This window comes from Desulfofundulus salinus (assembly GCF_003627965.1).
GTDB classification, from domain to species: domain Bacteria; phylum Bacillota; class Desulfotomaculia; order Desulfotomaculales; family Desulfovirgulaceae; genus Desulfofundulus; species Desulfofundulus salinus.
This window is the reverse complement of the sequence record NZ_RBWE01000001.1, coordinates 1,923,716-1,944,781: the sequence shown is the minus strand read 5'-3', so window position 1 is coordinate 1,944,781 and position 21,066 is coordinate 1,923,716. Positions and strand designations below refer to the sequence as shown.

21 protein-coding genes are annotated in these 21,066 nt (G+C 54.7%); 20 read left to right on the top strand and 1 reads right to left on the bottom strand.

Annotated elements, in window-relative coordinates; translation table 11 throughout:
- The first annotated feature begins 31 nt into the window (after positions 1 to 31).
- From D7024_RS10005 to D7024_RS09990, 4 genes are all read left to right on the top strand, one after another.
- A complete protein-coding gene (locus D7024_RS10005) occupies positions 32 to 1,249 on the top strand; it encodes a Coenzyme F420 hydrogenase/dehydrogenase, beta subunit C-terminal domain (protein WP_121451671.1) in 1,218 nt (405 codons plus the stop codon).
- Between the two features lie 35 nt (positions 1,250 to 1,284).
- A complete protein-coding gene (locus tag D7024_RS10000) occupies positions 1,285 to 2,967 on the top strand; it encodes an FAD-dependent oxidoreductase (RefSeq protein WP_121451670.1) in 1,683 nt (560 codons plus the stop codon).
- 2 nt (positions 2,968 to 2,969) lie between these two features.
- A complete protein-coding gene (locus D7024_RS09995) occupies positions 2,970 to 3,623 on the top strand; it encodes a succinate dehydrogenase/fumarate reductase iron-sulfur subunit (protein WP_121451669.1) in 654 nt (217 codons plus the stop codon).
- 64 nt (positions 3,624 to 3,687) lie between these two features.
- Positions 3,688 to 4,326, top strand: a complete 639-nt coding sequence (locus tag D7024_RS09990; RefSeq protein ID WP_165859340.1) for a DUF1847 domain-containing protein — start codon at positions 3,688 to 3,690, stop codon at positions 4,324 to 4,326.
- Positions 4,327 to 4,349: 23 nt separating this feature from the next.
- Here the strand turns inward: D7024_RS09990 and lexA are convergent, their stop codons facing one another.
- A complete protein-coding gene (gene lexA, locus D7024_RS09985; protein ID WP_121451667.1) occupies positions 4,350 to 4,958 on the bottom strand; it encodes a transcriptional repressor LexA in 609 nt (202 codons plus the stop codon).
- A gap of 157 nt (positions 4,959 to 5,115) precedes the next feature.
- Here lexA and D7024_RS09980 point away from each other — a divergent pair, with 157 nt between their 5' ends.
- The 16 genes from D7024_RS09980 to pstA all read left to right on the top strand — a co-directional run bounded on the left by D7024_RS09980 (position 5,116) and on the right by pstA (position 20,912).
- A complete protein-coding gene (locus D7024_RS09980) occupies positions 5,116 to 6,822 on the top strand; it encodes a sigma 54-interacting transcriptional regulator (protein WP_121451666.1) in 1,707 nt (568 codons plus the stop codon).
- Positions 6,823 to 7,087: 265 nt separating this feature from the next.
- Entirely contained in the window at positions 7,088 to 7,930 is an 843-nt protein-coding gene (locus D7024_RS09975) for a fumarate hydratase (RefSeq protein WP_121451665.1), read from the top strand.
- 29 nt (positions 7,931 to 7,959) lie between these two features.
- Entirely contained in the window at positions 7,960 to 8,514 is a 555-nt protein-coding gene (locus tag D7024_RS09970) for a Fe-S-containing hydro-lyase (RefSeq protein ID WP_121451664.1), read from the top strand.
- Positions 8,515 to 8,587: 73 nt separating this feature from the next.
- Positions 8,588 to 9,703, top strand: a complete 1,116-nt coding sequence (sucC, locus tag D7024_RS09965) for an ADP-forming succinate--CoA ligase subunit beta (protein ID WP_121451663.1) — start codon at positions 8,588 to 8,590, stop codon at positions 9,701 to 9,703.
- 32 nt (positions 9,704 to 9,735) lie between these two features.
- Positions 9,736 to 10,602, top strand: a complete 867-nt coding sequence (gene sucD / locus D7024_RS09960) for a succinate--CoA ligase subunit alpha (protein WP_121451662.1) — start codon at positions 9,736 to 9,738, stop codon at positions 10,600 to 10,602.
- A 20-nt stretch (positions 10,603 to 10,622) separates the two neighbouring features.
- Positions 10,623 to 12,293 carry an acyl-CoA mutase large subunit family protein gene (locus D7024_RS09955; RefSeq protein ID WP_121451661.1) on the top strand — a complete coding sequence of 557 codons (1,671 nt, stop codon included), beginning with the start codon at positions 10,623 to 10,625 and terminating at the stop codon, positions 12,291 to 12,293.
- Between the two features lie 19 nt (positions 12,294 to 12,312).
- Entirely contained in the window at positions 12,313 to 12,738 is a 426-nt protein-coding gene (locus tag D7024_RS09950; RefSeq protein ID WP_121451660.1) for a cobalamin B12-binding domain-containing protein, read from the top strand.
- Positions 12,735 to 13,145, top strand: coding sequence for a methylmalonyl-CoA epimerase (gene mce / locus D7024_RS09945; RefSeq protein WP_121451659.1), 411 nt, complete (start codon positions 12,735 to 12,737; stop codon positions 13,143 to 13,145). The genes D7024_RS09950 and mce overlap by 4 nt, the downstream gene beginning before the upstream one ends.
- A gap of 18 nt (positions 13,146 to 13,163) precedes the next feature.
- Complete coding sequence (locus tag D7024_RS09940) at positions 13,164 to 14,699, top strand: acyl-CoA carboxylase subunit beta (RefSeq protein WP_121451658.1); 1,536 nt, start codon at positions 13,164 to 13,166, stop codon at positions 14,697 to 14,699.
- Positions 14,700 to 14,721: 22 nt separating this feature from the next.
- Positions 14,722 to 14,919, top strand: a complete 198-nt coding sequence (locus tag D7024_RS09935) for a hypothetical protein (RefSeq protein ID WP_121451657.1) — start codon at positions 14,722 to 14,724, stop codon at positions 14,917 to 14,919.
- A gap of 30 nt (positions 14,920 to 14,949) precedes the next feature.
- Complete coding sequence (locus tag D7024_RS09930; protein ID WP_121451656.1) at positions 14,950 to 15,390, top strand: biotin/lipoyl-containing protein; 441 nt, start codon at positions 14,950 to 14,952, stop codon at positions 15,388 to 15,390.
- Between the two features lie 34 nt (positions 15,391 to 15,424).
- Positions 15,425 to 16,357, top strand: a complete 933-nt coding sequence (gene mdh / locus D7024_RS09925) for a malate dehydrogenase (protein ID WP_121451655.1) — start codon at positions 15,425 to 15,427, stop codon at positions 16,355 to 16,357.
- Positions 16,358 to 16,386: 29 nt separating this feature from the next.
- A complete protein-coding gene (locus D7024_RS09920; protein WP_121451654.1) occupies positions 16,387 to 17,778 on the top strand; it encodes an oxaloacetate decarboxylase subunit alpha in 1,392 nt (463 codons plus the stop codon).
- Positions 17,779 to 18,046: 268 nt separating this feature from the next.
- A complete protein-coding gene (locus tag D7024_RS09915) occupies positions 18,047 to 18,949 on the top strand; it encodes a phosphate ABC transporter substrate-binding protein (RefSeq protein WP_121451653.1) in 903 nt (300 codons plus the stop codon).
- Between the two features lie 104 nt (positions 18,950 to 19,053).
- Positions 19,054 to 20,031: a phosphate ABC transporter permease subunit PstC gene (gene pstC, locus D7024_RS09910; RefSeq protein ID WP_121451652.1), complete on the top strand. Its 978-nt coding sequence runs from the start codon at positions 19,054 to 19,056 to the stop codon at positions 20,029 to 20,031.
- Positions 20,028 to 20,912: a phosphate ABC transporter permease PstA gene (pstA, locus tag D7024_RS09905; protein WP_121451651.1), complete on the top strand. Its 885-nt coding sequence runs from the start codon at positions 20,028 to 20,030 to the stop codon at positions 20,910 to 20,912. The genes pstC and pstA overlap by 4 nt, the downstream gene beginning before the upstream one ends.
- Positions 20,913 to 21,066: the final 154 nt, after the last annotated feature.

Below are 21,066 nucleotides of genomic sequence, written 5' to 3'. Positions count from 1 at the left end.
AAACACGGTGCAGCCGGGGAGGCCAGTATTAATGAAAGGTTCCTTTACCGAATTGCAAAACCGGGTTATCCGGCGGGGGCTGTGTACTACCTGTGGAACTTGCACCGGAGTGTGCCCGGCAGGGGCCATCGGCTGGGCTTATGTGGATGACGAACCACTGCCTGAATTAACCGGGGAATGTGCCGGTTGCGGTATCTGTACCGCCGTCTGCCCCGGGGAAGAGGTGAACTTACCTGCCCTGGAACAGTTTGTTTTTGGCCGGGTTAGGGAAGAACAGATTCCCGACCTGGGTCTTTACCGGGAAGCCCGGGCTGGCTGGGCCACTGACCGGGCCACCAGGCAACTGGGTGCCGGCGGGGGATTGGTTACGGCCCTGCTGATTTATGCCCTGGAAAAGGGCATTATCGATGGCGCGCTGGTAGCCGGTTTCCGGCAGGACCAGCCCTGGCGTACCGGGGCCAGGCTGGCGGTGGACCGCGAACAGCTCCTGGCTGCGGCCCAGAGCAAGTATGCCTGTGTACCGGTAAACACCCTTTTAAACCGGGCTCTGGAACAGGGTTACCGGCGCCTGGCGGTGGTGGGTTTACCCTGTCATATCCACGGCTTGCGCAAGATGCAGTTTTACGGTCAGCCCGCTTCCCTGGCACGGGGCGTGGTGCTGATGGTGGGGCTTTTTTGCGCCTCCCAGTTTTATTTTGAGGGTACGCGCCACCTGCTGGTAGAACGTCTGGGAGTGGATAGGCTGGAAGATATTGCCTCGCTGAGTTACCGGGGCGGCGATTGGCCGGGCCACCTGGTGGTGGAACTGAAGGACGGGCGGAGGTCGCTCCTGGACCGCCACGAGTATATGTACCACCATCTCATGCCTGCCTTCAAGCGGGATCGCTGCGAGATGTGCGTGGATTGGGCCGCGGAACTGGCTGACCTGTCGGTAGGTGACTACTGGGACCCGCAGGTGCGGGCCGGGCATGCTTTAGGAACGTCTTCCTGCCTGGTGCGCAGTCCAGCTGGTGAAGAGCTGCTGGATGGGGCCGTGAAAAACGGCTATGTGGAAACGATTCCCCTGGAAGCTGCCCGCCTGGCCGCCGGGATAGGGTACGAGCTGAAAAAGCACGCGGCAGCCTTCCGGTTAAGGCAGCGGCGCCGTTTTGGCTGGCCCGTACCGGAGTATCATCGCCAGACCAATTATACCCCATTCGCCCGGGAACTGCATCTGGCTCCGGAAACAAAAAGCGACGTTGAAAAGTAAGGGTGCAAAAGGATTTAAGGAGGTGCTTTGGAAGAATGCTCATGCACGAAGTGCTGGTGGTGGGGGGCGGGCTGGCCGGCCTGATGGCTGCGCTGGTGGCCTCGCAAAAGGCCGATGTGGCCGTTTTGAGCAAGATCTACCCCACCCGTTCCCACAGCGGGGCAGCGCAAGGGGGGTTTAACGCCGCCCTGGGGGAAGACGATAGTATAGAGGACCATATCTTTGATACTGTCAAGGGGAGCGATTACCTCGGGGATCAGGATGCCATCGAGGTACTTTGCAGCGAGGGGCCGGAAGTGATTTTAGAGCTGGAGCGGATGGGTGTGCCCTGGACCCGTACCCCCGAAGGCAGGGTGGCCCAGCGCTCCCTGGGTGGTGCCGGCTTTCCCCGGGCCTGCTTTGCCGCCGATTTCTCCGGCCATGTAGTACTGCATACCCTTTTTGAACAGGTTCTCAGACGGGGAATTAAGATTTATCCGGAATGGCATCTGGTGGAATTACTGGTGGAAGACGGGCAGGTGGCCGGGGTGCTGGCCTATGACCTGGCCCGGGCCAGGTTGGAAGTAATCCGCAGCAAGGCGGTCATCCTGGCCACGGGTGGATACGGTCGGGCCTTTGCCAAGACCACCAATGCCCACGCCAACACGGGAGACGGCATGGCCATTGCTTACCGGGCGGGAGCAATCCTTTCCGATATGGAGTTCGTCCAGTTCCATCCCACCACTTTGTACGGTACCAACATTCTTATTTCCGAAGCGGCCCGGGGAGAGGGTGGCTACCTGCGCAATTGCCACGGTGAACGGTTTATGGTTCATTATGCACCTCAGAAGATGGAACTGGCTCCCCGGGATGTGGTTTCCCGGGCCATTTTCAAGGAGATTAAGGAGGGGCGCGGATTTGAGGGACAGTACGTGCATCTGGATCTAACCCATCTGGGAGAGGCCCTGGTGGCGGAACGCCTGCCCCAGGTGCGGGATCTGGCCATCCGGTATGCCGGGGTGGACCCCGCCAGTGCACCCATGCCTATCGAACCGGCCCAGCACTACAGTATGGGCGGAGTACGCACCGATGTTTGGGGTATGACCAGTTTGCCCGGCCTTCTGGCCGCCGGCGAGGTGGCCAATGTGAGCGTTCACGGGGCCAACCGGCTGGGGGGCAATTCCCTGCTGGAGACCGTGGTTTTTGGCCGGCGGGCTGGTCACCGGGCTGCCCAACTGGCCCGGCAGGAGCCCTGGCCAACCCTTTCTGCAGCAACCATAACCCGTGCTTATGAATCCTGGTCATCACTGTTAGCCGGTCGGGGACAAGGGGTTCAGGAGGACAGCACTTTTGCCATCCGGCAGGAGATGACCAACCTGATGACCAACCAGGTTGGGGTATTCAGGGTGGGCAGTGAACTGGAGGATGCGGTTAACCGGTTGGCCAAACTAAAAGAACGTTATCAAAAGCTTAAACCTCCCGGCGGGGTACAGCCCTTTAATTATGCCCTGATGGATTACCTGGAGGTGGGATACCTTTTAGATTTATGTGAAATCATTGCCCGGGGGGCGTTGCGCCGCACCGAGAGCCGGGGAGCCCATTACCGGCTTGATTATCCGCAGCGGGATGATCAGAACTGGCTGTGCCATACTTTTGTGCGCCGCGGGGAGGACAGACCGGAGTTCAGTAACGGTCCGGTGAAGATTACCCGTTATGCACCGCAGGAGAGGGGGTACTAGGAATGAACGTGGTGTTAAACATCTGCCGCTTTAACCCCGAAGTGGATGTAAAACCCTATTTTCAAGAATTTACCGTGTTGGTGGAAGAGCATAACACGGTGCTGGATGCCCTGCTGCAGGCCTGGCAGCAGGATCCCGGGCTATCCTTTCGCCGCTCCTGCCGCAGCGCCATTTGTGGTTCCTGTGCCCTTTGTATCAACGGGCGCCCCGGCCTGGCCTGCCAGACCCTGATTCGTAACGCCATAACTGAGGACGGGCGCATTACCCTGGAGCCGCTACCCCATTTCAGGCAGCTGAAAGACCTGGTGGTGGATCTGGACCCCTTCTTTGAATCTCTTAAAGCAGTGGTTCCCTGGGTGGTTATCCGGGACAATCACGACGGTCGCATGACGCCGGAGGTGGCACGGAAACTGGAAAGCCCGGCCACCTGCATTCTCTGTGGGGTTTGTCACGCAGCCATGGATGATCCCGGGGAAGTAAAACCGGCGGCCCTGGTGAAGGGTTTGCGGTTGGCCCTGGATCCCCGGGATGTCCTGGGTGCCGCCCGCCTGCAGTTAATGAAGGTACCTCGTGACATTTTAAGGTTATTCATTAAAAATTTACCTGAAAAATGTCCCAAAGGAATCACGGTGCCTGAGGACGTATGCCACGTATAAATCAGACAAAGGAATGGCCATTAACGTGCCATTCCCTTGCGCTTGAGAAAGGAAGTGAACCATGATGAGCAGGTGTGCAGAATGTGGAATTTATGCTTGCTACACGGGTCAGACGGGGAAGATTCCGGAGCACTGTCCCATGAAATCCGAAGGCAGCGTTTTAGAGGAGGCCAGAAAGGAATACCAGGGGCCGGGCGTATTTAATCTAGCCCTTAACTCGGCCTTAACTGAATCTGCCGGTTACCGCAAATGGACCAGGCTGGAGGAAATCATCCAGTTCAGCCGCATGGCCGGCTTTACCAGATTGGGCTTGGCCTTCTGCGTTGGGTTGCGCAAGGAAGCAGCCGAGGTAGCAAAGATTTTCAAGCAGGCAGGATTTGTTGTCGAATCGGTAATGTGCAAGACCGGTTCTACGCCCAAAGAGTTTTTAGGTATACGGGACGAACAAAAGGTCCGCCCCGGTCAATTTGAACCCATGTGCAATCCCATCGCGCAGGCGCACATATTGAACCGGGCCGGAACGGAATTGAACGTTTTATTGGGCCTTTGTGTCGGGCATGATAGCTTATTTATCAAATATTCGGCAGCTCCGGTTACTGTGCTGGCAGTCAAGGATCGGGTGCTGGCCCATAATCCCCTGGGTGCCGTTTACGCTGCCCATTATTATACCCCGAAGCTGGTAGCTTACAAAAAGCCAGATTAGGGACAGGGGGAGGGGTTTTAAATTTAAAGTTTACGCAGCAAGCCCACTACCTTGCCAAGGATAAGCGGGTTTTTTACCCTGATGGGAGACATGGCCTTGTTTTCCGGTTGCAGGCGAATATGGTCGTTCTCCCGGAAGAATCTTTTTACCGTGGCTTCGTCTTCCAGAAGCGCTACCACAATGTCCCCGTTATCGGCGCTGGGCTGGCGCCGGACCACCACCAGGTCCCCATCCAGGATGCCAGCTTCAATCATGCTGTCGCCCCGGACGGTAAGCATGAAGAATTCTCCCTCTCCGGTAAAACTGGCCGGCAGGGGAAAAACATCTTCCTGGTTTTCCACGGCCAGGATGGGTTCACCGGCCGCTACCCGTCCTAAAAGGGGGACCATCCGCATGGGCTGGCTTGAGGGCAAAGTGCGCTCCAGTAGTTCCAGCGCCCGGGGTTTGGTGGGATCCCGGCGTAAGAGACCTTTATGTTCTAAACGCTTTAAATAGTTATGTACTGTAGAGCTGGATTTTAGCCCGACAATTTGACCAATCTCCCGAACCGAAGGGGGATAGCCTTTGGTGCGGATGTTTTCTTTAATTACTTCTAAAATAATCTTCTCCCGGGGAGTGAGTGCGGTGTTCATAACCCGTCAACCTCCCTTTTTGCTTTGAATTATACCATAAAGATATTTATAGAAAAACAGTTGTTCGAATTAATATTTTTTTATTTTTTAGAAGGGATTAGAAGATAATCGTCGAAATACTCTCGTAAAATTTGGATCACGTAGAAGGTGAGGCGGCATGCCCAGGTTGACCGTAGCCATTATTGGAGGTAATGAGGACGGTTATTCCATTTACCGCATGTTAAAGGCCGTGGGGGATGTGGAAATTTTGGGTGTGGCCGATCCCGATCCTTCATCCCCGGGAGTTAAAGCTGCGGCTGCGGACGGGGTTTTTACCACCGCCGATTATACGGAAATGGTACGCCTGCCCGGCGTGGATGTTTTGATCGAGGCTACCGGGGATCCGGAGATCCAGATGCACCTGCACCGGATAAAGCCGCGGAGAACGTCCATCATGGAGGCCCGGGCGCTGGATCTTATGCTGGCCGTATTAAGGGAAAAGGAAAAATTGCTTGAAGCCAGGCGAGTGCAGGGAGAACTGGCTGCCATCCTGGATTCGGTCCAGGAGGCCATCGAAGTGGCGGACTCTCGCGGTGTGATTAAGTACGTCAATCCGGCCTTTACCCGGATTACCGGCATCAGTGAAAGGGAACGGATTGGACAGAATATTTTTGAGGCTTCCCCCGATGGAGCTCTGGCCACGGTGTTGCGTACCGGCCGCAGTGTGGTGGGGCACCGTACAAAGGTAGGGGGAAGCAATGCCGAGGTCGTTTCCAACGCCGCACCCATCTTTGTGGACGGCAAGATGGAAGGAGCGGTGGTGGTTTTTCAGCACTTTACCGACGTCATGAATTTAATGGAACAATTGCGCCAGAGTACCAGCATTATCGAGAATCTGTCAGATAAATTCGGCCAGGTTACGACCAGTAAATATACTTTTGCCGATATCCTTGGCAATAGTGCAGAGCTGCGTCGCTGTATCCAGGTGGCCGAGAGGGCAGCCCGTACAAACTCCACCGTCCTGTTACTGGGAGAGAGCGGTACAGGTAAAGAGTTGTTTGCCCATGCTATCCATCATGCCAGCCCCCGCAGGGATAAGCCGTTTATTAAGGTTAACTGTGCCGCCATACCGGACAGCCTTTTGGAGAGCGAGTTTTTCGGTTACGCGAAGGGAGCCTTTACCGGAGCTGTTAAATCTAAGATCGGTAAGTTCGAGCTGGCCCATGGTGGAACTATCTTTCTCGATGAAATTGGTGATATGAACCTGAACCTGCAGGGAAAACTGCTCCGGGTTTTGCAGGAAATGGAGTTTGAGCGTGTGGGAGGCACCCAGACCATTAAAGTGGATGTACGGGTTATTGCGGCCACCAACCGCAACCTGCGGGAATTAATCCGCCAGGGAAGGTTTCGGGAAGACCTCTACTACCGGCTAAATGTGGTAGAAATTACCATTCCACCTTTGCGGGTGCGCAAGGAAGATTTACCTATCCTGATCAACAACTTGATTATCAAGCTAAACCGTAAACTGGGCAAAAAGGTGAAGGGTTTATCCAAGGATGCCGAGGAAATTCTCTACAGTTACGATTGGCCTGGAAATGTGCGGGAACTGGAAAATGTCTTTGAACGGGTGATGGTAACCGTAGATGAAGAGATTTTTACCAAGAAACATTTTATCCAGCATGTCAGCCAGTTTAAGGCATCCTCGGAACGGGATATTGAGCTTATCCCCATTGATCAGATGGAACAATTGCTAATCAGAAAAGCTATCGCCAAATTTGGAACCAGTGTGGAAGGCAAGCGGCGGGCCGCCCAGGCCCTGAATATCTCCCTGGCCACACTATATAACAAGTTAAAGAAAAGTCGTGCTGATGATTTTACCAATTGACAAGATTATAATTATTAGACTAATTCTAAAGGTTAGAACAATGTGTCTATCCTTTTTACCCTAGAAATAATCGGTTTCTTAAGCCTCTCTTTATAAAATCTAGAAGAACAGGGTGCCACCCTTTTTATTTTTATATTTTATAAATACTCTGGGGCGGGCGGTAAAAACCCTTTTTTGGTGTATTAACCGGTTTGTCCTGCATTTGGTATAAAAATTGCACTTGTGAAATAGTTGCTCAGCAAAGGTGGAAGGGGGGAAAGGCTGTTTGCGAGTTGTAGACGTTGCTACTATAACAGCCACGGTTGCCGAATTATGCCAGAAAGCTAACTACGAACTGGGTAAAGATGTGCTGGAGGCATTCAAAGAGGCCCTGGGCCAGGAAATTTCCCTCACGGGCAAGGATGTCCTGCAACAGTTGCTGGAAAATGCCCGTATTGCCCGGGAGGAGCAGGTTCCCATGTGCCAGGACACCGGTTTTGCCGTTGTTTTTCTGGAAGTGGGGCAGGAAGTAGCCATTACCGGGGGGGACCTGTGCGAAGCAGTAAACGAAGGGGTACGCCGGGGTTATCAGGAGGGTTACCTGCGTAAATCCATCGTTGATCACCCCCTGCGCCGCAAAAATACGGGAGATAATACGCCCGCAGTAATTCACACCCGCATTGTTCCCGGTGATAAACTAAAGATCATTGTTGCTCCCAAGGGGGGCGGCAGTGAGAATATGAGCGGGCTGCGCATGCTCAAGCCGGCTGAGGGGGTGGAGGGGGTTAAAAAGTTTGTTATCGAGCAGGTAAGAGCAGCCGGCCCCAATCCCTGTCCGCCCGTGGTGGTGGGCGTGGGTATTGGAGGTACCTTCGAAAAGGCCGCCTTGCTGGCCAAGGAAGCTCTTCTGCGCCCGTTGGGACAACCCCATCCCGATGCCGAGATTGCCTGCCTGGAAAGGGAGCTTTTGGAGGCCATTAATAACTTGGGTATCGGTCCCCAGGGCCTGGGCGGTCGCACCACTGCTCTGGCGGTGCACGTGGAAGTCTTCCCGTGTCATATAGCCAGCTTGCCGGTAGCAGTAAACATTAACTGCCATGCCAGCCGGCACAAAGAAGCAATACTCTAACGCGAGTATTGTGTAGGAGGTAGAAGAATTTGCCCCAGATCAGGCTAACTACCCCGCTTACCGAAGAGGTGGTAGAGAAGCTACGCATTGGTCAGCGGGTCTTGTTAAACGGTACACTCTATACGGCCCGGGACGCGGCCCATAAAAAAATGGTGGAGTTGCTGGACCGGGGGGAAGAGTTGCCCATTCCCATTAGGGGACAGGTTATTTACTACGTGGGGCCTTCGCCAGCCAAACCCGGGCGGGTGATTGGTTCGGCGGGTCCCACCACCAGTGGCCGGATGGATCCCTATGCGCCGCGCTTAATTGCCCTGGGTTTGAAGGGTATGATTGGCAAGGGGAAACGCTCTCCGGAAGTAATTAAGGCCATGAAGCAATACAAGGCCGTTTATTTCGCTGCCGTGGGAGGTGCAGCGGCATTGCTGGCCCGGGCCATTAAATCATGCCGGGTAGTGGCTTACCCGGAACTGGGCCCGGAGGCCATCCATGAGTTGGTGGTGGAGGACTTTCCGGTGATTGTGGTTAATGATGTTCTTGGTGCTGATTTGTATGAAGAAGGAGTCAAAATTTATGCCGGCCGGTAGCGGCTGGTAGTTTCCTTTTCTAAAAGTTTTTTCGTGGGATTTAAAAGGGCTATTGGCTAAAGGGGGAAAAATTGTGAAACTCTATGAATATATGGGCAAGGAGCTTTTTGCCCGCTACGGTTTGACCGTACCCCGGGGTAAGATGGTTACCTCCCCGGATGAAGCGGCGGCAGTAGCGGCGGAAATCGGTGCTCCGGTGGTAATCAAGTCCCAGGTGCTTTCGGGTAAACGAGGTAAGGGGGGCGGGATTAAGTTTGCCGACACCCCCGAACAGGCTCGTGAGGCGGCCGCCCAGGTTCTGGGCATGACGGTCCAGGGCCTGAAAGTTGAAATGGTCCTGGTGGAAGAAAAGCTGGCCATCGATCATGAGTTTTATGTCGCCATTACCGTAGACGGGGCAGCCAAAGCACCGGTTTTAATTGCTTCCGCCCAGGGCGGCATGGATATTGAAGAGGTCCCCGATGAATTCATCGTCAAGGAACACCTGGATGTCTGCCTGGGCGTCCAGCCCTTTTTGTGCCGGGAAGTTTGCCGTCGGTTAGGTCTAACGGGCGCGGTGGCCAAGGAATTTGGCCGTTTGTTGCCTACCCTTTATCGCATTTTCCGGGAGAAGGATGCCGAACTGGTAGAGATCAACCCGCTGGTGTTGAGCGGCGAAAAATTAATTGCCGCCGATGCCAAGGTGACTATCGATGACGAGGCCCTGTACCGGCAAAAGGATCTGCCCGTGGTGGATGACCGTACCGAGGCCGAACGGCAGGCACACGCCCTGGGGCTCTCTTACGTCCAGCTGGATGGGAATATTGCTGTGATGGCAAATGGTGCTGGCATTACCATGGGTACCCTGGATATCATCCAGCATTACGGCGGTGCGCCAGCCAATTTCCTGGATGCCGGAGGCGGCACCGGGATGGAGGCCACAGCCAAAGCATTAGAAATCCTCCTGTCCACCAATCCCCTGGTGATCTTCATTAACATCTTTGGGGGCATTACCCGGTGTGATGATGTGGCCAGGGCTCTGGTCAAGGTGAAGCAGGAGAAGGGAATCGATGTTCCGGTAGTCATTCGTCTAGTTGGTACCAACGAAGAAGAGGGTGTACGCATCCTCAGGGAAAATGGCATTGAAGCCTACAGGATTATGCATGAGGCTGCGGCCAAGGCTGTGGAACTGGCCAGGGCCCAGGGTTAAAGACACCCTCGATAAGGAAGGAGCGGTCAGGAGTGGCCATTATAGTTGATGAAAAAACCAATGTTCTGGTTCAGGGGATTACGGGTAACCAGGGCACGTTTCATACCAAGCAGATGCTGGCCTATGGAACGCGGATTGTCGCCGGGGTTTCCCCGGGTAAGGGTGGCCAGACGGTAGAAGGGGTTCCCGTGTATGATACCGTGGCCGCGGCCATGGAAAACCATCAAATTGATGCCTCCGTGCTTTTCATTCCGGCTCCCTTTGCCAAAGATGCTGCTTTTGAAGCAATTGCCGCCGGGGTACGGGTTGTGGTCATTATTACCGAACATATTCCCGTCCATGATGAACTGGAGATCATTGCTTTTGCACGGCGACGGGGTACAATAGTGATTGGCCCTAATACTTTTGGAATTGTTTCCTCGGGACGGTGTAAAATTGGCATTCCACCCAACCAGTTCTTCGTGCCGGGCCACATTGGTGTGGTGGCGCGCAGCGGCACCCTTACCTACGAGATCGTGGCCAATCTAACAGCCAACGGTTTAGGACAGTCGACGGTGGTCGGACTGGGTGGTGACCGGGTGGTTGGTTTATCTTTTGTGGATGTGCTGGCAAAATTCGAGAAGGATCCGGAAACCAGGGCCGTGGTGCTGGTAGGCGAGATTGGGGGGAATGCGGAGGAAGAGGCTTCCCTGTTCATCAAGAAAATGACCAAGCCCGTGGTGGCTTATATTGCCGGGAAGAGCGCCCCTCCCGGTAAACGCATGGGCCATGCCGGGGCAATCATTGAGCGGGGCAAGGGTACCTTTGAGGGCAAGGTACAGGCACTGACGGCTGCCGGTGCCCGGGTGGCTACCCTGCCCTTTGAGGTGCCCGGGTTGATTAAGGAAGCTCTAGGTTGAGTCTTCAAGGGGGGAGATGGATGTTCGAAAAGGAGAAGCTGGAAAGCATCCGGGCGTCGGTCAAGGAATACCGGGAACGGCTGGAAGCCCAGGTAAAAAAAAGACCGGAGAGGCAGGCCGAGTTTGTTACCGATTCGGGTATTGAAATCAAGACCCTGTATACTCCGGAGGATATAGCTGAACTTGATTACGAACGGGATCTCGGCTTTCCGGGTTCCTACCCCTTTACCCGGGGAGTGCAGCCCAACATGTACCGGGGCCGGTTGTGGACCATGCGCCAGTATGCCGGTTTCGGTACAGCCGAAGAAACCAACGCCCGTTTCCGCTACCTGCTGGAACAGGGACAGACTGGTTTGAGCGTGGCCTTTGACCTGCCCACCCAAATTGGTTATGATTCGGATCATCCCCTGGCCCGGGGCGAGGTGGGCAAGGTAGGGGTGGCCATTGATTCCTTAGAGGATATGGAAACCCTGTTCGAGGGCATTCCCCTGGACAAGGTGAGCACCTCCATGACCATTAATTCCCCGGCCGCCATCCTGCTGGCCATGTATATTGCCGTGGCGGAAAAGCAGGGTGTTACTCCCGACAAGCTCAACGGGACCATTCAAAATGATATCTTAAAAGAATACATCGCCAGGGGAACCTATATTTTTCCGCCCGGTCCATCCATGCGCCTGATTACCGATGTCTTTGCCTATTGTTCCAAGAATGTTCCCAACTGGAACACCATCAGCATCAGCGGCTATCACATCCGGGAGGCCGGTTCCACGGCGGTGCAGGAAGTGGCCTTTACCCTGGCCGACGGGATTGCCTATGTCCAGGCGGCTATTGATGCCGGCTTAAATGTGGACGATTTTGCTCCCCGCCTATCCTTCTTCTTTAACGCCCACCTGAACTTCTTCGAGGAAATTGCCAAGTTCCGGGCGGCCAGGCGGCTTTGGGCCAAGATCATGAAGGAGCGATTTGGTGCCAAGAATCCCCGCTCCTGGATGCTGCGCTTCCATACCCAAACTGCCGGTTGCAGCCTGACGGCCCAGCAGCCCATGGTAAACATCATGCGCACTGCCTTTGAGGCCCTGAGCGCGGTGCTGGGTGGTACCCAGTCCCTGCATACCAACTCTTACGACGAAGCCCTGGCCCTGCCCAGCGACGAGTCGGTGCTTATTGCCCTGCGCACCCAGCAGGTGATCGGTTATGAAATTGGCGTTGCCGATACGGTGGATCCCCTGGGCGGTTCATACTATATTGAAAGCCTGACCAATGAAATCGAAGAAAAGGCCATGGCCTATATTAAGAAGATTGACGAGCTGGGCGGTGCTCCTGAGGCCATTGAATTTATGCAGAAAGAAATTAAGGACAGCGCCTACCGCTATCAGATGGACATTGAAAGCGGCAAAAAGGTGGTTATTGGCATTAACAAATTCCAGATGGAGTATGAGAAGCCCAAGAATTTGTTAAAGGTCGACCCGGCGGTAGCGGAGCGTCAAACGGCCAAGCTACGGGCATTAAGGGAGCGGCGGGATAACCAGAAAGTGAAGCAGGTTTTAAACAACCTGCGGGAAGCGGCATCCACGAAGGAAAACTTGATGCCCCTGTTCATTGACGCCGTAAAAGCTTATGCCACCCTGGGAGAAATTTGCGATACCCTGCGGGAAGTCTTTGGCGAGTATCGCCAGCAAATTGTCTTTTAAAGGCAAGGAGGGGAGATAGATGAGTGAACGGCCCATTCGGGTTCTGGTGGCCAAACCGGGCCTGGACGGTCATGACCGGGGGGCCAAGGTTATTGCCCAGGCCCTGCGGGATGCCGGAATGGAAGTTATTTATACCGGCTTGCGGCAGACTCCCGAGCAAATTGTGGAAGCAGCCCTCCAGGAGGATGTGCAGGTGGTGGGCTTGAGCATTCTCTCCGGCGCGCACATGCACCTCTTCCCGGCGGTGGTGGAGGGATTGCGGGCCCAGGGAGCTGATGACATACTGGTGGTGGGCGGGGGGATCATCCCCGATGAGGATATCCCTCTCTTGAAGGAAGCGGGGATCGCGGAAATTTTTGGCCCCGGCACCCCCACAACGGAGATTATCCGCTTTATCCGGGAGGAAGTGGCGAAAAGGGCCCAGAAGGAGGAGGGAAAACAGTGATCGGGATCAAAAAGATCGATCACATTGGCATTGCCGTTAAGGACCTGGCCAAGGCCATTGAGTTTTACGAGGGTCTTTTAGGGTTAAAGGTAACAGGCACCGAAGTGGTAGAGGAGCAAAAAGTAAAAGTTGCCTTCTTGCCTACCGGCGACAGTGAAGTGGAGCTTCTGGAGTCCACTACCCCTGACGGGCCTATTGCCCGGTTTATTGAGAAAAATGGCGAGGGTATCCAGCACATCGCCTTCCGGGTGGAAAATCTGGAGCAGGCGCTGGAGGAATTAAAAGCAAAAGGTGTACGACTCATTGATGAAAAGCCTCGCCTGGGTGCCGGGGGGGCCAGGATTGCTTTTCTTCATCCCAAGTCCACCTTTGGCACGCTGGTGGAATTGTGCGAGCGTGACAATTAATTAAGGGAGGGAACGCCATTGGGTATGCAGGAAAAGCTGGAACAGCTAAGGCAGTTGCGCGAGCAAATCCATGCGGGCGGTGGGCCAAAACGCATCGAAAAACAGCACGAGGCCGGCAAGAAAACCGCCCGGGAACGGATTGAAATGTTCTTTGATCCCGGTACCTTCGTTGAAATAAATACTTTTGCCGGTGACCCCGACATTTCCAATCTCAAAAACCCCGGCGAAGGTGTTGTTACCGGTTACGGTAAAGTTGACGGGCGAAAGGTATACATCTTTGCCCAGGACTTTACGGTGGCAGGAGGTTCCCTGGGACGCATCCATGCAGCTAAAATCTGCCATGTGCTCGATCTGGCCATGAAAACCGGTGCTCCCGTGGTTGGTCTAAATGATTCCGGGGGAGCGCGCATTCAGGAGGGCGTGGATGCCCTTAACGGTTACGGTGAAATTTTCTTCCGGAACACCATTGCATCCGGGGTGATCCCCCAGATTTCCGTGATCATGGGACCATGTGCGGGAGGAGCGGTGTATTCCCCGGCGTTGACTGACTTCATTTTTATGGTCCAGGGTACCAGCCAGATGTTTATTACGGGACCCCAGGTAATCAAGGCAGTTACCGGTGAAGAGGTGACCATGGAGACCCTTGGTGGGGCCGCCACCCATAACCAGACCAGCGGCGTAGCCCACTTTATGGCCCCCGACGAAGAAACCTGCCTGCAGATGGTTCGCCTTTTGTTGAGTTACTTGCCTTCCAACAACCTGGAGGAGCCCCCTCTGTATGCTCCCCAGGAGCCGGCGGGCGATCCGGAAGAACTGTTGCAGATCATCCCCGATAACCCGAATATGTCCTACGACGTGCGCAAAATAATCAGTCTCATTGTGGATGGCGGGCAGTTCTTTGAAGTGCAGCCCCTCTATGCCCGCAACGCGGTAATTGGTTTTGCCCGGATAAATGGCCAGGCGGTAGGGATAGTAGCCAACCAGCCCGACTATCTGGCCGGCTGCCTGGATATCAACGCTTCCGACAAGATCAGCCGTTTCGTCCGTTTCTGTGACTGCTTTAATCTTCCCCTGATTACCTTCATGGATGTGCCCGGTTTCCTGCCCGGAACGGCCCAGGAATATGGCGGGATTATCCGGCACGGGGCCAAGATGCTCTATGCATACTCCGAAGCCACCGTACCCAAGATCACCGTTATTCTGAGAAAAGCTTACGGGGGAGCCTACCTGGCCATGTGCAGCAGCTCCCTGCGGGCCGATGCCGTCTTTGCCTGGCCTACCGCCGAAATTGCCGTGATGGGGCCAGAGGGAGCTGTCAATATCATCTACCGGAAAGAAATTGCCGAGGCGGAAAACCCCATGGAAATGCGGGCCAAGCTGACTGCCGAGTACCGGGAGAAGTTTGCCAATCCTTATGTAGCAAGCGCCAGGGGTTATATAGAGGATGTAATTGACCCAAGGGATACCCGGTCGCGTATTATCGTCACCCTGGAGTCGCTGGCCGGCAAGCGGGAAACGAGACCTCGCAAGAAGCACGGCAACATGCCGGTATAGGTTCGAAAGGGGAGGCGGTTTGATGGCTTTGAACAAACCAGTAACATCCTTGGGTGTGCGTCCCCAGGTTGTGGCGGCGATTACTGCCGCCCTGGCGGCCGCCGGCTATTTGAGCGCCGGCAGCCAGATTACTTCCATTCGCCCCGTGAAGCGGACTAACGCCTGGAAAATGGCCGGTTTGCGTGAACTTATGCTCGGACGGGATCTAAGCAGTTTTTAGTTTTTGGTCAGGTAAACAGGAGGGAAGGCAATGAGAAAATTTAAAGTGCTGGTGAACGGAGAACCTTTTGAAGTTCAGGTACAGGAAATTCAAGAGGCAGCCGCCCCGCCAGGCGTTAAGCTGGTACAAAGTCGCCCGGCTGCTCCCCCGGCCCCGCCGGCCCAGGCCGCACCTCCGCCGGCAGCCACTGCCCCCCCGGCACAGGCGCCGATACCGGCTGCCACTCCTGCCGCTCCTCAACCGGCAGCTCCGGCCGGAGCAGGAACGGTTACCGCTCCCATGCCCGGGAATATCAATGCGGTCAAGGTTAAAGTAGGGGACCAGGTCAAGGCGGGGGATCCCCTGGTGATCCTGGAAGCCATGAAGATGGAAAACGAAATTACTGCCCCGGTAGCTGGAACGGTGAAAGAAGTACGGGTGAAACCGGGACAGACGGTAAACAACGGCGATGTGCTGGTAATCATAGGTTAATCTTTGAGAAGAGTTTTTTAGGGAGGGACCAGTTTTGAAAAGAAAAAAGATAACCATTGTTGGGGCTGGAAACGTAGGAGCTACCTGCGCCCACTGGGCTGCGGCCAAGGAATTGGGCAATATCGTACTCATTGACGTGGTAGAAGGAATTCCCCAGGGTAAGGCCCTGGACCTGATGGAAGCGGCGCCGGTGGAAGGCTTTGATGCCATAATTACCGGTACCAACAACTATGAAGATACCAGGGACTCCGACGTGGTGGTGATTACCGCCGGCATTGCCCGCAAGCCGGGGATGAGCCGGGATGACCTGCTGGCTACCAACTGCAAAATCGTCCAGTCAGTTACCGAACAGGTGGTCAAGTATTCACCCAACGCCTACATCATTGTAGTGACTAACCCCCTGGATGTAATGACTTACGTGGCTTTAAAAACCAGCGGCTTCCCGCCCAACCGGGTATTTGGCATGTCAGGCGTGCTGGATTCCGCCCGCTTCCGGACCTTTGTAGCGCTGGAACTGGGGATTTCCTTTGAGGACGTGACCACCTTTGTCATGGGGGGCCACGGGGATGACATGGTGCCCCTGGTGCGGTACACCTACGCCGGTGGCATTCCCATTGAAAAGCTGATTCCCGCCGAGCGTATTGCGGCCATGGTGGAACGGACCCGTAAGGGCGGCGCCGAAATTGTTAACTATTTGAAGACCGGCAGTGCCTTTTATGCTCCCGGTGCCTCCGTGGTGCAAATGGTGGAGGCCGTGTTAAAGGATAAGAAACGGATATTGCCGGTGGCCGCCTATCTGCAGGGAGAATACGGTTACCATGATATTTATTTGGGTGTGCCGGCCATTATCGGCGGGGGTGGCGTGGAAAAGGTCCTGGAAATCGAGCTTACGCCCGAAGAAAAGGCCGCCCTGGATAAGTCCGCAAACTCCGTGCGCAAGTTGATGGAGGTATTGCCGCAGCTTTAAAAATTGTGCCAGTCGAGGGGAGGATAGAAATGACCGAAGCGCGCAAGGTAAAAATCACCGACACCACCCTGCGGGACGGCCACCAGTCCCTGCTGGCCACCCGCATGCGCATAGAACACATGTTGCCCATTTGCGAAAAAATAGATCAGGTGGGTTTTCATTCCCTGGAAGTCTGGGGCGGAGCCACCTTTGACGCGTGCATGCGCTTTCTTAATGAAGACCCCTGGGAGCGGTTGCGCATCCTGCGCCGCCATCTAAAGACCCCCTTGCAAATGCTCCTGCGGGGGCAAAACGTGGTGGGCTATAAACACTACCCCGATGACGTGCTCACCGAATTTATAAAAAGGACAGTTTACAACGGCCTGGATATCTTCCGCATCTTCGATGCCTTAAACGACGTACGCAACATGCAAAAGGCCATCGAGGTGGTTAAACAGGAGGGTGCCCACGCCCAGGCAACGGTGGTATATACCATCAGCCCGGTACACGACCTGGAGTACTACGTAAAAACCGCCAAGACCCTGGAGGAGATGGGGGCAGATTCCATTTGCCTGAAGGATATGGCAGGTATTCTGGCTCCCCAACCGGCCTACGAGATCATTAAAGAATGGAAATCGATACTGAAGATACCGGTGCAGCTCCACTGCCACTACACCAGCGGTATGGCCTCCATGGCCTACCTGCGGGCCATTGATGCGGGTGTGGATGTCATTGACTGTGCCATTTCCACCATGGCACTGCAGACCTCCCAGCCGGCCACTGAAACAATGGTGGCCGCCCTGCAGGGTACCCCCTATGATACGGGGCTCGATCTCAGGCTGCTTTCGGAAATTGCCGAGTATTTCAAGGAAGTGCGCAAGCATTATAAGGAATTTGATGTGGCCTCACCGAGCGTGGATGTCAACGTCATGATTTATCAAATTCCCGGCGGCATGATGTCCAACTTTATTTCCCAGCTAAGCCAGCAAAACGCCCTCCACCGGCTGCCCGAGGTGCTGGAGGAGCTGCCCCGGGTGCGGAAGGAGTTTGGCTACCCGCCCCTGGTGACCCCTTCCAGCCAGATTGTAGGTACCCAGGCCGTGCTCAATGTGTTGCTGGGCCGCTATAAACTGCCCACCAACGAAGTTAAACAATATATGCGGGGATACTATGGCCAGCCACCGGCGCCGGTAGATGAGGAAGTGCGCAGGATGATTATTGGCGACGAAAAGCCCATTACCTGCCGGCCGGCGGACTTGCTGGAGCCCGGTTTGCCCGCGGCCAGGAAGGAAGCGGCTCCCTACATGCAAAAGGAAGAGGATGTCCTCTCGGTGGCCCTCTTCCCGCAGGTCGCGCCCCAGTTTCTGAAAGAACGCCTGGCCAAAAAGCTCAAAATCGACCTGGAACTGGCCGCCCAGGGCAGCGAATTCTACCCCGCTTAAATGCATTAGACAACTCCCTTGGGGTCATTTATGAGCGTCGGCAGTATGCTGGCGCTTTTTGTTTTCGGTTTTTTGCTCCTGTTATTCCCATTATGAATGAGAGTTTGAGTTAACCCCAATTTAATAAAAACTTAACCCACAGGTAACCGGAGGATAACTCACCCATAACAGTCTTTATCTACAATGTTCTTGGTGAAAATAGTGCAGCCCTGTAAGGCTGCTTAAAATAAAAAAAGATTTTTTATTGCAAAAGAAAAAGGGGGATTAAATGTTGAGTAGAAGAACTAAATGGGTGCTGGCACTGGCGGCTGTGCTGGTGTTGGTGGCTACTGTGGCTGGTTGTGGTGGCCAAGGTGGGCAGCAGCCTTCCGGTGGACAAGCAGAGCTTTCTGGTAACCTTACGGTAGTTGGTTCTACAGCCATGCAACCGCTGGTGGAACAGGCTGCCGCCCAGTTCATGGCTAAGAATCCCAAGGCCCAGATCGTGGTACAGGGCGGGGGTAGCGGTACCGGCCTGACCCAGGTGGCCTCCGGTGCGGCGGATATCGGTAACTCCGATATTTTTGCTGAAGAAAAGAGCGGCATTGATGCCTCCCAGCTAGTGGATCACAAGGTTTGCGTTGTGGGGATGGCCACCGTGGTCAACCCCGGCGTGACGGTGGATAACCTGACCAAACAGCAACTGGTGGATATCTTTACGGGCAAGATAACCAACTGGAAGGAAGTTGGCGGACCGGAGCAGAAAATCGTGGTCATTCATCGGCCCAAGGGTTCCGGTACCCGCGCTACCTTTAAGAAATTTGCCCTGGGTGGCGTGGAAGACAGCGCCCCCGGTATGGAACAGGATTCTTCCGGCACCGTGCGCAAGATGGTTGCCGAAACACCGGGCGCTATTTCTTACCTGCCACTGTCTTACATTGACAATAGTGTTAAGGCCCTCAAGCTCGATGGGGTGGAACCCACTGTAGAAAATATTGTCAACGGCAAGTATCCGGTATGGGCTTACCAGCACATGTACACCAAAGGTGAACCCACCGGCTTAAAGAAGGCCTTCCTGGATTACATGCTCGGTGACGAGGTACAGGGTCAGCTGATTGAGAAAATGGGTTATATCCCCATTACCAAGATGCAGGTAGAACGGGATGCCCAGGGTAATGTAACCAAGAAATAAGGCCCATACAGGAGGTCACCTTTAGACGGTGGCGGGGCAGCTCTGGCGGTTATTGAACCAGTACTGCCTCGCTGCCTTTCGTGTTGTCAGAAGGGGAGGTAGTTATGCACAAGGAATTTTCCCCGGATCCGGATGGGAAAAAATCTGCCGGTTCGAAAAAAATCTACCGGGCCCCGGATAAAAGGAATATTCAGGGGCGCAAAAGATGCGGGGAATTTTTAGGGCGCTCAGCGGCCTTTCTGGCAGCGGCGCTGGTAGTGGCACTCACTGTGTCCATTATTTATTTCATTGGGAGTAAAGGACTAGCCACTTTTACGGTGCACGGAGTCAGGGTTACCGAATTCCTTTTCAGCACCCAATGGTGGCCCGACCGGCCTCTTGAGGAAGGTGGCCCTGCGGTTGGCTCATTAACTTTCATTTTGGGTTCCCTCCTGGTTTCCCTGCTGGCTGTGGCCGTAAGCGCACCCTTGAGCGTCATTGTGGCTGTTTTTATGGTAGAAATTGCGCCCGTATGGGGACAGAGGGCATTGCAACCGGCCATTGAGATTCTCGCCGGCATACCCTCGGTGGTTTACGGTTATGTGGGTTTAAGCCTGCTGGTGCCTTTTATTCGCAATTATTTAGGTGGGGAAGGTTTTTCTGTTCTGGCCGGTTTTATTGTTCTTTCGATCATGATATTGCCCACCATTATCAGCGTATCTACCGACAGTTTGCGGGCCCTGCCACCCCAGTGGAAGGAGGCGGCCCTGGCCCTGGGATCTACTCGCTGGCAGACCATCCGCCTGGTGCTAGTGCCGGCGGCCCGTTCGGGTTTAATTACGGCCGTTGTCCTGGGCCTGGCCCGGGCCTTTGGTGAGGCCCTGGCGGTACAAATGGTGATCGGCAACACCCGGACCATTCCCCATTCCCTTCTGGAGCCAACGATTACTTTAACCAGCGCCATCACCATGGATATGGGATATACCATCATGGGCTCCTTGTGGAACAGTGCTCTGTGGTCCATGGGCTTGATTCTCCTGCTCATGTCTTTCCTGTTTATTATGGTTATTCGGGTGGTCGTGCGGGGAGGGATGGTTAGATGAATGCCCGGCTGGCGGATCGCCTGGCTACCGTCATGTTCTGGATGGGTGCCGCTGCGGTTCTGGCTATTTTAGCTTTGCTTTTGGGTTATATTCTCTGGCACGGCATCCGGGTCATTGATTGGCGTTTTCTGACTACGCCTCCCCAGACCATTGCTGCCGGCGGTGGGGTGGGACCCCAGATTTTTAACTCCTTTTATTTGCTCCTGTTGACTATGTTCATTACCGCCCCCCTCGGTTTACTGGCGGGTATTTACCTGGCCGAATACGCCGGCAAGGGACGTATTACCGAGTACATCCGCCTGTCCATCGAAACCCTTACCTCCTTGCCTTCCATTGTGGTGGGCCTGTTTGGTCTGCTTATCTTTGTTAACATGACCGGATGGGGGTATAGCTTAATGTCCGGGGCGCTGGCTCTGGCAGTGATTAACTTGCCGCTGATGGTGCGGATTTCCGAAGAGTCCATTCGCAGCGTTCCCTGTGAGCTGAGGGAGGCCAGCCTGGCCCTGGGGGCCACCCGCTGGGAAACCATGTGGCGGGTGATCTTGCCTTCCGCTTTCCCCGGTCTGGTTACGGGGGCCATTATTGCTGCCGGCAGGGTTTTTGGTGAGGCGGCGGCCTTACTGTATACTGCCGGCATGAGCAGCCCCATTTTAAATTTTTCCGATCTCAATCCCTGGAGCCCTACTTCGCCCCTAAATCCTTTCCGGCCGGCCGAGACCCTGGCGGTACACATCTGGAAAATCAATTCCGAAGCCCTGATCCCCGATGTGCGCCGGGTTGCCGACGGTTCGGCTGCCGTGCTCATTCTGGTTGTGCTGCTTTTTAATATTTGTGCCCGCTGGTTGGGCAGGCGCATCTACCGCCGTTTGACCGCCATGTAATTTTGTCACTCATCACGCGGGGAGAGCAAATTAAGTAGATAAGCCCAGGGAAGAATTTAACTGGCCGGCCCGGCAGGCATTTTCCCACCTATTGGCCGGCCTTTTTAATCTAGCTGTGACAAGGTTACGCAAAACTTGCTAAAAGTTCATAAAT